Here is a 13,723-nt window from a genome sequence, read left to right as displayed (position 1 = left end):
ATGCAAGTAATCGACACGCCCGAAGGCCTCTGGCTGGGCCGCGTCTGGCTACCGCAGGTGCAGGGGCCCGCCGTGGTAACCCTGCGCGACGGGCAGGTGGTGGACATCACCTGCCCGCAGGCGCCCACCGTCAGCCATGTGCTGGACCTTGCCGACCCGGCGCAGCATGTGCGCGCCTGCTCCGGCACCGTACTTGGTGCGCTGGATACAATCGCCGCCAACCCGGTTGACCCCGCGCAACTGCATCTGCTCGCACCCTGCGATCTTCAGCCGGTCAAGGCCTGCGGCGTGACCTTCGCGCGCTCGATGGTTGAGCGGGTGATCGAAGAGAAAGCCGCCGGTGACCCGGCCCGCGCCGAGGCGATCCGCGCGCGCGTCGCGCAGGCCATCGGCGACAGCTTGCGCAACCTGCGGGCTGGTTCGCCTGAAGCGGCTGAGGTCAAGCGCACGCTTCAGGCCGAGGGGCTTTGGTCGCAATATCTTGAGGTGGGCATCGGGCCGGATGCCGAGGTTTTCACAAAATGCCCCGCCATGGCCGCTGTCGGCACGGGCGCGGCGGTGGGGCTGCACCCGGTCTCACGCTGGAACAACCCTGAGCCTGAAATTGTGCTCGCGGTTGCCTCCAGCGGGCGGATTATGGGCGCGACACTGGGCAATGACGTGAACCTGCGCGATGTCGAGGGGCGCTCGGCGCTGCTGCTGGGCAAGGCCAAGGACAACAACGCCTCCTGCGCCATCGGCCCGCTGATCCGGCTGTTCGATGAAAGCTTCACGCTGGATGATGTGCGCCGCGCGGAGCTGACCCTGACGGTCAGCGGCACCGACGGGTTCCACATGACCGGCCACTCCTCGATGTCGGAAATCAGCCGCGATCCTGAGGAACTGGTCGCCCAGACCATCGGGCGGCACCATCAGTACCCCGATGGCTTCATGCTGTTCCTGGGCACGCTGTTCGCACCGACCGAAGACCGCGACACCCCCGGCGAGGGCTTCACGCACAAAACCGGCGACGTGGTCACCATTGCCGCGCCCGGGCTGGGCCAGCTGACCAATACCGTGCAGCTTTCGACCGAGGCCCCTGAATGGACCTTTGGCACCCGCCGCCTGATGGCCAGTCTGGCCGGACGGGGCTTGCTGGGCTGACCTGCCCCCCCAGAATCTGCCCGGCAAGCCGCAAGGGCTGCCGGACGACCGCATGAAAAGGGACTGAACACATGAACGATTCCAGCGCCGCCTATACCCCGCATGGCAAGCATCTGATCGCAGGGGAATGGGTTGGCAGCCCCTCGGTGTTTTCCTCGGAACCGGCGCATGGCGAAGCGCATACCTTCCATGTTGGCACGCCTGAACTGGTTGACCGCGCCTGCAACGCCGCCGAAGCGGCCTTTGCGGCCTATGCCGGTACCAGCCGCGTGGCGCGCGCCGCCTTTCTGGACCGGATCGCCGACGAGATCGACGCGCGCGGGGCGGCGATCACCGCCATCGGCACCTCTGAGACCGGCCTGCCGCAGGCCCGGCTTGAAGGTGAGCGGGGCCGCACCACCGGGCAGCTGCGCCTGTTCGCCGAACATATCCGCAAGGGCGATTACCTTGACCGCCGCCATGACCCTGCGCTGCCTGACCGCCAGCCCGCCCCCCGGCCGGAGCTGAACATGATGCAGCGCCCCATCGGCCCGGTGGCGGTGTTCGGTGCCTCGAACTTCCCGCTCGCGTTCTCCACCGCCGGGGGCGATACGGCTGCCGCGCTTGCTGCCGGTTGTCCTGTGGTGGTCAAGGGCCATTCTGCCCATCCCGGCACCGGCGAGATCGTGGCCGAGGCGGTGCAGGCCGCGATTGTGGCCTGCGGCATGCCCGCTGGGGCGTTTTCCCTGATTCAGGGCGGGCGGCGCGATGTCGGGCAGGCACTGGTGCAGCATCCACTGATCAAAGCGGTGGGCTTCACCGGCTCGCTTGGCGGGGGGCGCGCGCTGTTCGATCTGTGTGCCGCGCGGCCAGAGCCGATCCCGTTTTTCGGTGAGCTTGGATCGGTCAATCCGATGTTCATTCTGGCGCATGCGGCCCGTGCGCGCGGCGCGGAAATCGGCAAGGGCTGGGCGGCGTCACTTGCCATGGGGGCCGGGCAGTTCTGCACCAACCCGGGGATTGCCGTGGTGATGACGGGGCCGGAGGGCGATGCCTTTGTTGCCGCCGCCCGCGATGCGTTGGCGCAGACCGGCGCGCAGACCATGCTCACCGGCGGCATTGCCAGCGCCTATGAGCAGGGCAGAGAGCGCCTTGGCAGGGTCGCCGGTGTTCAGGCGCTGCTGAACCGTCAGGGGGAAGGCCGCCAGTGCCTGCCGGGCCTGTTTGAGGCCAGCGCCGAGACCTTTCTGAGCACCCATGAACTGGGCGAAGAGGTTTTCGGCCCGCTGGGCCTTGTTCTGCGCGTCGATGCGCCCGAGCAGATGGAGGCCCTTGCGAGTGCCTTTGCCGGGCAGTTGACGGCGACACTGCATATGGACCGCGACGACAGCCCCCATGCCAGCCGTCTGCTGCGCATCCTTGAGCGCAAGGCCGGGCGCCTTCTGGTCAACGGCTTTCCCACGGGTGTTGAGGTCAGCGATACCATGGTTCACGGCGGGCCCTACCCGGCCTCAACCAACTTTGGCGCTACCTCGGTCGGCACCCTGTCGATCCGCCGGTTCCTGCGGCCGGTCTGTTTTCAGAACGTGCCACGCGATCTGCTGGAGCCGTTCGATCTGGGCGCCTGAGAGCGGGGCTGACAGTGGGGCGAGGGCTGTCCGGGTCACCCGCCCCGGACTCCCTTCTTGCGTCGGCACCTGCGACGGGCGAAACAAGGGGCTGATCGCCGCGATTTTCGCGGCGCGCGGCGCGGGGGATGGCACGGCATGGTTGAGGGCGAACGCGCTGCGCGGATCCTGCGGCCCGGCGAAACATGCTGGCGTATCGAGCGGGCGAACCGCCTTGCGGTCATTGTCGATGCTGCCGACTATTTCGCAACCATCCGCGCGGCCATCCTCAAGGCCCGTCATTCGGTCATGCTGATCGGATGGGATTTTGACACACGGATCAAGCTTGATCCCACCGACCGCTCCGGCGAGGTGCCCAACCGGCTTGGCCGGTTCCTGAACTGGGCGGTCAAGCGCAGGCCGGATCTGAAAATCTACATCCTGAAATGGGATCTTGGCGTCATACAGGCCCTTGGCCGTGGTGCAACGCCGATGATGATTCTGGACTGGATGACCAGCCGGCGCATCCACTTCAAGCTTGACCATGCCCACCCGGTCAGTGCCACCCATCACCAGAAGGTTGTCGTGATCGACGATGCGCTGGCCTTTTGCGGTGGCATCGACATGACCGCCGACCGCTGGGATACCCATGAACATCTGGACGAGGATCCGCGCAGGATCAGGCCGGGATCAAAGCGACGCTACGGCCCCTGGCATGACGCCACCACAGCTGTCGATGGCGATGCCGCGCGTGCGCTGGGGGATCTGGCGCGCGACCGATGGAAACGGGCGACGGGCGAAGAGCTTGCAGCACCACCCTCTGGCAGCGACCCCTGGCCCGACAGGCTTGAGCCGTCCATGACCGGGGTGGATGTGGCGATCGCGCGCACCCAGCCGGGCTATGGCGGGCACCCGCCGGTCTTTGAGATTGAAGCGCTCTATCTTGCCGCCATCGCCGGGGCGAAGCGTTCGCTTTACATCGAAAGCCAGTATTTCGCCTCCAGCACCATTGCCGAGGCCATGGCGCGCCGCTTGCAGGAGCCGGATGGCCCCGAGTTCGTGATTGTGAACCCGGAATCCGCCAATGGCTGGCTGGAGGAAAAGGTCATGGGCGCATCTCGCGTGCGGCTGTTGCGGATGATCCGGAAAGCGGATGTGCACGGGCGCTTCCGGCTTTACACGCCGGTCGCGCAGAACGGCACGCCGATCTATGTGCATGCCAAGGTTCTGGTGATGGATGATGGCCTGCTGCGTGTCGGCTCTTCCAACCTCAACAATCGCTCGCTGGGCTTCGATACCGAATGCGACCTTGCGGTCGAGGTGCTTGAAGGCATGCCGGATGCGGTGCGCGGGCAGATTACCGGCCTTCGCAATGCCCTGCTGGCCGAGCATCTGGGCGTCAGCACCGGGAAAGTGGAAGCGGCGCTGGATGGCGCGGACGGGTCTCTGATCGCGGCTGTCGAAAGCCTTCGCGGCGCGGGGCGGAGCCTTGTACCCTTCGATCCGCCTGAGCTGAACGCGGTGGAGGAAGAGGTGCTTAGCGAAAACAGCCTTCTTGATCCTGAAAGGCCGGCATGGGCGTGGCGGGCAAACAGTATCCTGTCTTTCCTTTCCCGCACGTCAGGCTGATTACAGGGGCAGCACCCTCAATAGGCGGGGCGCCGGAGAAACAGCCGCACTGACAGGAAACGCGCGCGGGGTGTGCCTGGGCGGCGTCTTCAGTCAGCGAAATCCGCCGCAATCCGTGCCATCCGCCCGGCCATGTCCGGGGCGTTGTCAGCGCCGGACTGCAGCCAGCTGACCACCAGCCACATGATACCACCAGCAAGTACCGTCTTGCGGTCCGCAGCCATCGCGCCGGAAGGGCTGGGCCTGAAGGGCAAAATGCGCGTGGACAGGAACACCACCAGCGCCAGCGCCTTGCGGCTGGATGATCTGGCGGCGGGCACCGTGGTTGAGAACCGTGAGCTGATGGATATCTCGGCGCCCGGGGCGCCCTCAAAACGCCATATCGCGCTGCGGCGCTGCCTGAGGGCATGACCTACCGCGCCGGGGACTATCTGACGGTGCTGCCGCGCAATCCCGCGTCGCAGGTGGGCCTTGCACTTCGCCGTTTCGGGCTTGCCGCTGACGCGCTGGTGGTGATCGAAAGCGCTCGGTCCGGTGCGGGGTTGCCGGTGGGGCACCCGGTTGCTTGCGGTGAACTTCTGGCCAGCTATGTCGAACTGGCGCAACCGGCTGCCCGCGCACAGATCGCGACGGTTTATGTCTGCGGCGACGGGCTTGATATGGCGCCCGCCGTGCGTGAAACGCTGATCAAGGCGTAGATGGAGGCCACGGGCACGCCTGAGGATCAGGCGCAGGGTTGGGCAGATGAAATGGAGGGCGTGCACGGCCGCTATGTCGCCGATGTCTTCACCTGATGTCCGGGGGCCTACCGCTCTTGTCTGACGCGCGACTGTCCTATAACCATGCAAAATGATCGGGATTAATGCGAAGGAATGCCCTTGCTTACGACAACCGGATTTTTCGCCACGCAGAACGCTTCGCGCTTTCTGCAACAGCTTTGCAAGCATTTTGCGCACAAGCTGGAAGTCACCTTTGATGAGCATTCCGGCGCGTTTCAGCTCAGCGAATCGCCGGTCAGCCTGACCGCCGATCCTGCGGGCCTGCACGTCACGCTGACAGCGCCCGGCCCGCGCGAGGTGATTGATGCGCGCTATGTGATCGACAAGCACCTGGTGATTTTCGCCTGGCGCGAAGGGTTCACCGGGATGGACTGGCAGGCACCCACGGGTGCGGCAGAAGCCACCCCGGACTGAGCCTGTCTCAGAGCGGCCAGCGGTAGTCGGACGCCGCCATGAGATGCCGGCGCAGCAGTGCCCCGGCCCAGTCACGGTCCCCTGCCTCGATCGCATCAAGGATCGCCAGATGCTCGTGGCAGGACTGGATCACCCGCTCCTGCGGCAGGTCGGTAAAGGCGGCGGCCTCCTGCATGCGGCGCAGGTGGTTTTGCTGGCGGACAACCTCCACCGCGAAACGGTTGCGCGAGAACGACGCCAGCCCCTCATGGAAATCGGCATTGATCCTGAACCAGACATCGCCATTGCTGGCTTTGGTGGTGCCGCTGAGGATCATTTCATGCGCCCGGCGGATGGCGGCGATGCGCTCAGGTTCGGCCCTGAAATGCGGCGAGGCCAGCGCGCCGCATTCCACGATCAACCGGATCTCATAGCTTTCGCGGTAGGCGGTATCGTCATCCAGACTGTCGCTGAAACGCCAGCCGTGGCCGGGCTGGCGCTGCGCCAGCCCTTCGGATGAAAAGCGCATCAGCAGTTTGCGTATCGTGCCGCGCGTGGCCCCGTAGCGCGGTATCAGTTCGGCCTCGGACACTTCCTGCGGCAAGGCCCCGGTCGCGCGGTCGCGCATCACCTGCTGATACAGCGCCTCAAGCGGTGAATCGGGCAGCAGCGTGTCTATCGCCACCCCTTCAAGCGGGCGCGCAACCTCCAGCCCGCGCGGCGTGGCGGGTCGCAGCACCCCGGATTCGACCAGAATTTCCAGCGCCCCTGACATCGGTGTGCGCGAGACACCAAAGGCATTCGCCAGCTCCGGCACCGACAGCCGGAGGCCGGTCTGCGCCCGCTCTGCCTGCAGCCGGTGCAGCACCTTGCGGGCCAGATCCAGACGAAGCGGGTTTGGCTCAGACTTGCGGTCAGTTGGAACAGCGTCGGGCATGGCGCCTCTTCTATGTATTTCGAGGCTATATTATGCAGCGGTGACGAGGAATTGGGCAATCCCAGAAATTCTCCTGAGAATGCAGATAATGCTTTTCATGTAAGTATAGTGCATTTAAGGTCGGCGTGAATCAGACCGGAGGTTTCCATGCCCGTAACACCCTTCCCCCTTATCGAAGTTGCGGGCCCCCCCCTCCGACGCGGTGAAATCCATGGCGAAGCCGCGCGGGGACGTGTGGCCCTGTCCATTCAGCACTATTCCGAACAGATGGGGCGCATGGGTTTCGGCAAGGACCGTATCGCCGAGGTCTGCAACGGGTTCCTGCCCGCGCTGCGCGACTGGGCACCGGACCTTGTGGAGGAAATGGAAGGAATTGCGCGCGGGGCCGGTTGCTCGCTGGATGAGGTGGTTTTGCTCAACGCCCGGACCGAGGTTCTGCAGATCGCCCACCGCGAGACCGGCCACCGCGATGACGAGCCGGACGGCTGCACCGGCGCTGTGATCCTGCCCGAAGGCACGGCAGAGGGCCATGTGATCCATGGCCAGAACTGGGACTGGAAGGCGGAATGTGCCGAAACCTCGGTTGTGCTGCATATTCGGCGCGAAAACGGGCCTGACCTGCTGACCTTTACCGAGGCGGGCGGGCTGGCGCGCAGCGGCATGAACGCCGCAGGTATTGCCATCACCGCCAACTATCTGGAATGCGAGCGCGATTACAGGGCCGTCGGTATTCCGCTGCCGCTGATCCGCCGCCGCGCGCTGGAAGCGCAGCATTTCGCGCTGGCGCTTAAGGTTGTCGCCACTACGCCGAAATCAGGCTCCAACAACATGATGCTCAGCCATGCGGGCGGCGAGGCGGTGAATTTCGAATGCGCGCCCGATGAGGCCTTCACCCTCTTTTCGGATGAGGACATGATCGTGCATGCCAATCACTGGCAAAGCGCGGTGGCGCTGAGCAAGCTGCGCGAAACGGGGTTGCCCAGCGTGCCCGACAGCCTTTACCGTGATCGCCGGGTGCGGCGGCGCCTGATGCAGGCGCGCGGCAAGGTCACCGCCGATGATCTGAAAGACGCTCTGTTCGACGATTTCGCGACGCCCTATGCGGTGTGCCGCCCGCCGCTTCAGAAAGAGGGCGGGAACCTGTCAGCCACGGTGGCGATGATCATCATGGAGCCCGCGCTGGGGCGGATGCAGATTGCCCCGCTGCCTGCGATCAACCGGCATTTCACCGAATACCAGCTTGAGCCGGAGTGCGATTTCCCCACCGCGCGCGCCGCCGAATAGGAGCAAGGCATGGTCCGTTTCCTGCTGTACCGACTGCTGACGGCGATCCCCACACTGACCGTGGTGTCGCTTATGGTCTTTTTCCTGATGCGCAACATCCCCGGTGATCCGGCCGCGCTGATGCTGGGGGACATGGCCCAGCCGGGACAATTGGAGGCGATGCGCACGGCGATGGGGCTGGACCGGCCGCTGCCGCTTCAGTACCTGTTCTGGATCGGCGGCGTGTTGCAGGGCGATCTGGGCCGCTCCATCGCCACCGGGCAGGCGGTGCTGCCGCTGATGCTGGACCGTTTCACGGTATCGGCAACCATCGTTCTGGTGGCGGTGTTTCTGGCGACGCTGATCGCCGTCCCCGCCGGTATGCTGGCCGCCTGGCGTCAGGACCGGCCCACCGACCTTGGCATCGTCGCCGCTGCCACCCTGTCGATGTCGGTGCCCAGTTTCTGGCTGGGGCTGATGTTCATCATGTTCTTCGGCCTCTCGCTGGGCTGGTTGCCGGTCGTCGGCTATGTCTCGTTCGAGCGGGATTTCTGGGGGGCGTTCCTGTATTCCCTCATGCCGATCGGAACGATGGTGCTGATCGAATTCGGTGCCATCACCCGCATGGCCCGCGCCAGCACGATTGACGTGGCGCGGCTGGACTACATCACCCATGCCCGCGCCAAGGGGCTGAGCGAGCGGCAGGTGGTCTGGCGCCACGCCTTCCGCAACGCCTTTGCGCCGACCTGGACCTTGATCGGCCTGATCCTTGCCTCGCTGCTGGCCAATATCGCGGTGATCGAGACGGTTTTCACCATTCCCGGGCTGGGGCGGCTGCTGATTGATTCGATCTATGCGCGCGATTATCCGGTGGTGCAGGGTTGCCTGCTGCTGATTGCCTTTGTCTATGTGATCGTCAATCTGCTGGTCGATCTGGTCTATCCCTTCCTTGACCCGCGGGTGACAGCATGATCGCGCAGGCCTTTACCGCCGTGCGCCGCATGCGCCTGAACATGCTTCTGGGGCTGATCATCGTGGGGGCGGCGCTGCTGATCGCTGTGTTCGGCCCGTGGATTTCACCCGCGGACCCGTTGCAGATCAATCTGCGCGCAAGGCTGGCCCCTCCGCAGGCCGGTTTCCTGCTGGGTGCCGATGAATTTGGCCGCGATGTGCTGTCACGGCTGATCGCGGGCGCGCGGACATCGGTAACCATCGCGCTTATCACCGTTTTCGTGGCGGTGGTTTTGGGCGCGTCAATCGGGGTGATCGCCGGGTATCGCCGGGGCTGGACCGACCGGATTCTGATGGTGTTCAACGATGCCATGCTGGCCTTCCCCGGCCTGCTTCTGGCGCTGGGGATCATGGCGGTGTTCGGCGCCAGCCGAAACGGGATCATCGTCGCCCTCGGGCTGGCCTATGCGCCGGTTGTGGTGCGGGTGGTGCGGGGCTCTGTCCTGTCGATCCGCGAGCGCGAGTTTATCGAGGCCAGCCGCGTGATCGGCAATTCCGAATGGGTTACCATGCGGCGCCACGTTCTGCCCAATTGTCTGGCGCCGCTTCTGGTGGTCGGCACGATGATGTTTGGCTGGGTCATTCTGGCGGAAAGCGCGCTCAGCTTTCTGGGCCTTGGCGTGCCGCCGCCCGCGCCAAGCTGGGGTAACATGCTCAACACCGCCCGTCCGCATATCGCGCAGGCACCGCAACTGATCCTGTTTCCCGGCCTGTGCATTTCGATAACGCTGCTGGGGGTCAACATGCTGGGTGACGCGGTGCGCGACTGGCTGGACCCGAAGATGGAGGGCGTTGCATGACCACTCTGACCCAGCCGGACCCCCGCGCTCAGTCTCAGTCCCCGGCGCTGACACTGGATGTCCGCTCGCTTACGGTGGAGATCGGCAATACCGGGAAAAGTGTGGTGCGCGATCTGTCCTTCACGCTGGCCAAGGGCAGCACGCTGGCGCTGGTCGGTGAAAGCGGATCGGGCAAGACGATGGTGGCGCGCTCGCTGCTGAACCTGCTGCCCTCGCCGCTGCGCATCGCCAAAGGCACCCAGATCCATTTTGAAGGCGCCGATTTGTGCCAGAAGCCGGAACCGGCGCTGCGGCGTATCCGTGGCGCCCGGATCGGCATGGTGTTTCAGGAGCCGATGGTCTCTCTCAACCCGTCAATGACGGTGGGTGAGCAGATGGCCGAGGCGCTGCGCCTGCATACCCGGCTGTCGCGCGCCGAAATCCGCGACCGCTCACTGGCCATGCTGGAGCGCATCCGCATTCCCAACCCCGCCGCCTGCCTTTCGGCCTATCCGCATGAGTTTTCGGGCGGGATGCGGCAGCGGATCATGCTGGCCTCTGTCATGCTGCCCCGCCCGGCACTGCTGATCGCCGATGAGCCGACGACCGCGCTGGATACGCTGGTCAGCCGCGAAGTGCTGGATCTGATGATTGAGCTGACGCAGGAGAACAACACCGCCGTGCTGCTGATCAGCCATGATCTGGGGATGGTCGCACGCTATATGCGCGATGTGGTGGTGATGAAGGACGGATCGGCGGTCGAAAGCGGCGCGGCCAGCACCGTGCTGCGCGCGCCGCAACATGCCTATACCTGCCGTCTGGTCGATGCCTTGCCCCGGCGCAAGGCCGGTGGCCCGCGCCGCGCGGCCGGGGCGCCGCTGATCTCGGTGCGCGATCTGGTCATCACCTATCCCGGCCGTCAGAAACTGTTCTCACGCACCGCGCCGACCCATGCCGTGCGCGGAGTTGACCTGACCATCCATGAGGGCGAGACGCTGGCGCTGGTTGGTGGCTCCGGTTCAGGCAAGACAACGCTGGGGCGCGCGCTTGTCGGACTGGTGCAGCCCGCCTCCGGGCAGATGCGCTTTCGCGACGCCCCGCTGGACTGGAACGCGCCGGGACCGGGCCTGCGCCAGCAGATACAGATGGTGTTTCAGGACCCCTATTCATCCCTCGATCCGCGCCAGCGTGTCGGCGCCATCGTGGCCGAGCCGCTGCGCCTTGAGCGGGGTCTTGATGCCGCCACCCACCGTAACCGCGCCGCCGAAATGCTGGAGGCCGTGGGGCTGGATGCCGGTTTCATGGACCGTCTGCCGCATCAGCTTTCGGGCGGGCAGCGCCAGCGCGTCGCCATCGCCCGCGCGCTGGTGCGCAAGCCGGCCTTTGTCGTGGCCGATGAGCCGGTCTCGGCGCTTGATATGACCGTGCAGGCCCAGATTCTGAAGCTTATCCGCGCGTTGCAGGAGCGGTTTGGCTTTGCCTGCCTCTTCGTATCGCATGATCTGGGCGCGGTGGAGCAGGTTGCCGACCGGGTTGCGGTGATGGAGGCGGGCAAGATCGTTGAACTGGGTGCGCGCGATGCGATCTTTGATGCGCCGCAACACCCCTATACCGCCGCGCTGCTGGATGCCGCGATGCTGATCGACCGCCGCTTTGGCGATCCGGAGGCCGCGCAATGAGCCGGTATCCGGGCCAGGAAGGGGCGGTTCCCGGCGCGCTGGGGTATTATGATCTGGGCATCACCCCCTATTTCGCCCTGCAGACCGACCCGCGCTTTTCATACTGCCTGTATGTTCCGCGCACCGCCCCTGAAGGCGGCTACCGGCTGGTGGTGGCGGTGCATGGCACGGCGCGAACCGCTGAGGCCTACCGCGATGCCTTTGCCGGTTTCGCCGAGGAGCATGGCGCGCTGATGCTGGCCCCGCTTTTCCCGGCGGGGATAGAGGGGCCGGGCGATCTGTCTGGCTACAAGTTGTTGCGCAGCGGCGGCATCGCCTATGACCGGCTGTTGCTGGACATGGTGGCAGAGGTGGGCGCGCGCTATCCGCTGCGCGCGGGCGGTTTTCTGCTGCACGGCTTTTCAGGCGGCGGGCATTTCGCGCATCGCTTCCTGATGGCCCATCCGCAGCATCTTGCCGGGGTCTCCATCGGCGCGCCCGGTATCGTCACCCTGCCGGACCCGACGGTTGACTGGTGGGCCGGGGTCAGGAATTTTGCCACGATCTTTGGCCATCCGCCTGATCTGAGCGCGATCAGCAAGGTGGCGGTCCATCTGTGCGTCGGTGCGCAGGATACCGAAACATGGGAAATCACGCTTGAGCCGGGCGATGGCTGGTGGATGGAAGGGGGCGCATGGCAGGCCCATGCCAACCGCATCGCGCGCGCCACACGTCTGGCGCAGGCATTGCGCGACCTTGGTTGCGCTGTCCGGTTTGATCTGGTGCCGGGCGCGGCCCATGACGGGGCGGCGATGATCCCTTGTGTCCGTGACTGGATGGCGGGGCTGATCGCCGGGCGCTGATCAGCCGCCGTGCGGGCGGCGTTCCGCCATCAGCGCCGCCACCTCTGCCGCACCCGTGGCGCCGGTGTCCTGCAAGGCCGCCATGAGGGCCAGCCGGGCGGGCTCAGGCCGGTTCTGGCTCAGCTTTTCGATCCCCTCGATCCGGTTGATCCGCAGCCGGAAGGCGCGGATATGCGGTAGCAGCGCCGTCACCCGCTCGGGCTGCGCCTCATCAAGGCTCCAGGGTGTGGGGCGGTCACGCTCCATCACCGAGATGGTGCGCGCCAGAACCTGTCTGCGCCCGGCCTCGCTATCAAGCGGCTCAAGCATGCCGTGGACCTGAACGGCGACATAATTCCATGTCGGCAGATCGGTCCCGCCCGGATACCAGCGCGGCGAGACATAGGCATCCGGACCCCGGAACAGCGCCAGCGCCGGGCCCTCCAGCACCTTCGCCTGCGGGTTGCGCCCGGCGATATGGCCCAGCAAGAACGGCTCTTCCGCCGCGTCGCTGGCAAAGACCAGTGGTGTCGCCGTCGCCTGCAGGCCTTGTGCGCTGCCGGTGACCAGTTGCGCGAAGGGCCTGCGGGCGATCCAGCGGCGCAGGGTAGCGGCGGGCGCGGCAAACGCCGGGGGAACATAGAGGGCGGGGGCATCGGGCATGTTGATCGCTCGCCAGAAGTATGCATTATGACTAATCATAAAACATTAACAGGGGCGCAACAATGGCCTTTCCACCCAAGACAGTTGATTCCCAGATCGCTGAAATGCTTTCTGCCGCACAGGGATACACCGGCCCCAGCGTTGCCGACCTGCCGCTGGCGCAGGCCCGCGTCGCCTATGGCACGCGCTACCGCGAGCGTGGCATCACCTCCGCCCGGCGCGTCCCGGTTGAGGAGCTGCAACTGCCGACACCCGCAGGCCCGCTGAACGCGCGGCTGTATCGGGGCGAGCCGGGCGGGGCGCTGGCGCTCTACTTTCACGGCGGCGGCTTCATGCTAGGCGATCTGGAGGCCTATGACGCGCAATCGCACCATCTGACGGCTTTAAGCGGGGTCAGCCTGCTGAGCGTCGATTACCGGCTGGCGCCCGAGCATCGCTTCCCCGCCCCGCAGGAGGATGCCACCGCCGCCGCCCGCTGGGCCGTTGAGAATGCCGCGAAACTGGGGCTGGACCCGCAGCGCGTGGGCCTTGCCGGTGACAGTGCGGGGGGTGGGCTGGCGTTGCAGGCGGCGCTCGCCTTGCCAGGCCAGATCCGGGGTGTGCTGGCGCTGTACCCGGTCAGCGACATGCGCCCCTTCGGTGCCGGGGGTGCTGAATACCCCTCGATTGAGGCCTTTGGCGAAGGCTTCTTTCTGGACACACGGCTGATGGTTCTTTTCACCGAGGCGCATCTGACCAGCCCGGAAGATGCGCTGGACCCGCGCGCCTCGCCGCTGCTGGCGCCGGGGCTGGGCGCGCTGCCGCCCGTGACAATCGTGACGGCGGGGCATGACCCCCTGCGCGACATGGGCGCCGCCCTCGCCGCGCGGATCCGCGAAAGCGGCGGCACGGCGGATTATCATTGCGAAGCGGAAATGGTTCATAATTTCATGGGCCATGCCGGGGTATCCGCAGGCGCAAAAGCCGCGTTCGAGCGCACGGCAGCAAGGCTTGCGGCGCTGCTGGCATGAAAAAGGGGGCCGCATCAGCGGCCCCCCAAC

Annotated in this window: 15 protein-coding genes; 12 read left to right on the top strand and 3 right to left on the bottom strand. The window is 65.8% G+C overall.

The features are described 5' to 3' along the window. From V7Q53_RS00460 to V7Q53_RS00450, 3 genes are all read left to right on the top strand, one after another. Nucleotides 1-1,143 carry a fumarylacetoacetate hydrolase family protein gene (locus V7Q53_RS00460; RefSeq protein WP_333826387.1) on the top strand — a complete coding sequence of 381 codons (1,143 nt, stop codon included), beginning with the start codon at nt 1-3 and terminating at the stop codon, nt 1,141-1,143. 71 nt (nt 1,144-1,214) lie between these two features. After that, nucleotides 1,215-2,750 (top strand): aldehyde dehydrogenase (NADP(+)), encoded by a 1,536-nt coding sequence (locus V7Q53_RS00455; RefSeq protein WP_333826386.1) that lies wholly within the window; start codon nt 1,215-1,217, stop codon nt 2,748-2,750. Between the two features lie 138 nt (nt 2,751-2,888). Next, nucleotides 2,889-4,358 carry a phospholipase D-like domain-containing protein gene (locus V7Q53_RS00450; protein ID WP_333826385.1) on the top strand — a complete coding sequence of 490 codons (1,470 nt, stop codon included), beginning with the start codon at nt 2,889-2,891 and terminating at the stop codon, nt 4,356-4,358. 89 nt (nt 4,359-4,447) lie between these two features. Here the strand turns inward: V7Q53_RS00450 and V7Q53_RS00445 are convergent, their stop codons facing one another. Next, nucleotides 4,448-4,582: a hypothetical protein gene (locus V7Q53_RS00445; protein WP_333826384.1), complete on the bottom strand. Its 135-nt coding sequence runs from the start codon at nt 4,580-4,582 to the stop codon at nt 4,448-4,450. Between the two features lie 31 nt (nt 4,583-4,613). On the opposite strand from V7Q53_RS00445, the gene V7Q53_RS00440 reads away from it, so the two are divergent. The 3 genes from V7Q53_RS00440 (at nt 4,614) to V7Q53_RS00430 (ending at nt 5,551) form a co-directional block, all read left to right on the top strand. Continuing rightward, nucleotides 4,614-4,769, top strand: a complete 156-nt coding sequence (locus V7Q53_RS00440; RefSeq protein ID WP_333826383.1) for a hypothetical protein — start codon at nt 4,614-4,616, stop codon at nt 4,767-4,769. Beyond that, nucleotides 4,766-5,056 carry a hypothetical protein gene (locus V7Q53_RS00435; RefSeq protein WP_333826382.1) on the top strand — a complete coding sequence of 97 codons (291 nt, stop codon included), beginning with the start codon at nt 4,766-4,768 and terminating at the stop codon, nt 5,054-5,056. Before V7Q53_RS00440 ends, V7Q53_RS00435 begins: the two co-directional genes overlap by 4 nt. A 180-nt stretch (nt 5,057-5,236) precedes the next feature. Beyond that, nucleotides 5,237-5,551, top strand: coding sequence for a DUF2218 domain-containing protein (locus tag V7Q53_RS00430; protein ID WP_333826381.1), 315 nt, complete (start codon nt 5,237-5,239; stop codon nt 5,549-5,551). A gap of 7 nt (nt 5,552-5,558) precedes the next feature. On the opposite strand, the gene V7Q53_RS00425 is transcribed toward V7Q53_RS00430, so the two are convergent. Then, entirely contained in the window at nt 5,559-6,467 is a 909-nt protein-coding gene (locus V7Q53_RS00425; protein WP_333826380.1) for a GntR family transcriptional regulator, read from the bottom strand. Nucleotides 6,468-6,614: 147 nt separating this feature from the next. On the opposite strand from V7Q53_RS00425, the gene V7Q53_RS00420 reads away from it, so the two are divergent. From V7Q53_RS00420 to V7Q53_RS00400, 5 genes are read left to right on the top strand one after another with little or no spacing between them, the layout of a single operon-like run. Continuing rightward, nucleotides 6,615-7,751, top strand: coding sequence for a C45 family peptidase (locus tag V7Q53_RS00420; protein WP_333826379.1), 1,137 nt, complete (start codon nt 6,615-6,617; stop codon nt 7,749-7,751). A gap of 9 nt (nt 7,752-7,760) precedes the next feature. Then, nucleotides 7,761-8,702, top strand: a complete 942-nt coding sequence (locus tag V7Q53_RS00415) for an ABC transporter permease (RefSeq protein ID WP_333826378.1) — start codon at nt 7,761-7,763, stop codon at nt 8,700-8,702. Continuing rightward, the gene (locus tag V7Q53_RS00410) at nt 8,699-9,541 is read left to right on the top strand and encodes an ABC transporter permease (protein ID WP_333826377.1); all 843 of its coding nucleotides are present in this window, start codon (nt 8,699-8,701) and stop codon (nt 9,539-9,541) included. The genes V7Q53_RS00415 and V7Q53_RS00410 overlap by 4 nt, the downstream gene beginning before the upstream one ends. Next, on the top strand, nt 9,538-11,199 hold the full coding sequence (locus tag V7Q53_RS00405) for an ABC transporter ATP-binding protein (RefSeq protein WP_333826376.1): 1,662 nt from the start codon (nt 9,538-9,540) through the stop codon (nt 11,197-11,199). The genes V7Q53_RS00410 and V7Q53_RS00405 overlap by 4 nt, the downstream gene beginning before the upstream one ends. After that, nucleotides 11,196-12,041, top strand: a complete 846-nt coding sequence (locus tag V7Q53_RS00400; RefSeq protein WP_333826375.1) for an alpha/beta hydrolase — start codon at nt 11,196-11,198, stop codon at nt 12,039-12,041. Before V7Q53_RS00405 ends, V7Q53_RS00400 begins: the two co-directional genes overlap by 4 nt. Here the strand turns inward: V7Q53_RS00400 and V7Q53_RS00395 are convergent, their stop codons facing one another. Further along, nucleotides 12,042-12,683: an FMN-binding negative transcriptional regulator gene (locus V7Q53_RS00395; protein ID WP_333826374.1), complete on the bottom strand. Its 642-nt coding sequence runs from the start codon at nt 12,681-12,683 to the stop codon at nt 12,042-12,044. 62 nt (nt 12,684-12,745) lie between these two features. On the opposite strand from V7Q53_RS00395, the gene V7Q53_RS00390 reads away from it, so the two are divergent. Continuing rightward, complete coding sequence (locus V7Q53_RS00390; RefSeq protein WP_333826373.1) at nt 12,746-13,693, top strand: alpha/beta hydrolase; 948 nt, start codon at nt 12,746-12,748, stop codon at nt 13,691-13,693. The last annotated feature ends 30 nt before the right edge of the window (nt 13,694-13,723 follow it).

It is taken from the genome of Pararhodobacter sp. (assembly GCF_036802785.1).
In the GTDB taxonomy this organism is placed as follows: domain Bacteria; phylum Pseudomonadota; class Alphaproteobacteria; order Rhodobacterales; family Rhodobacteraceae; genus Pararhodobacter.
Note: the sequence above shows the minus strand (reverse complement) of the source record. Positions and strands in the feature narration are given on the sequence as shown.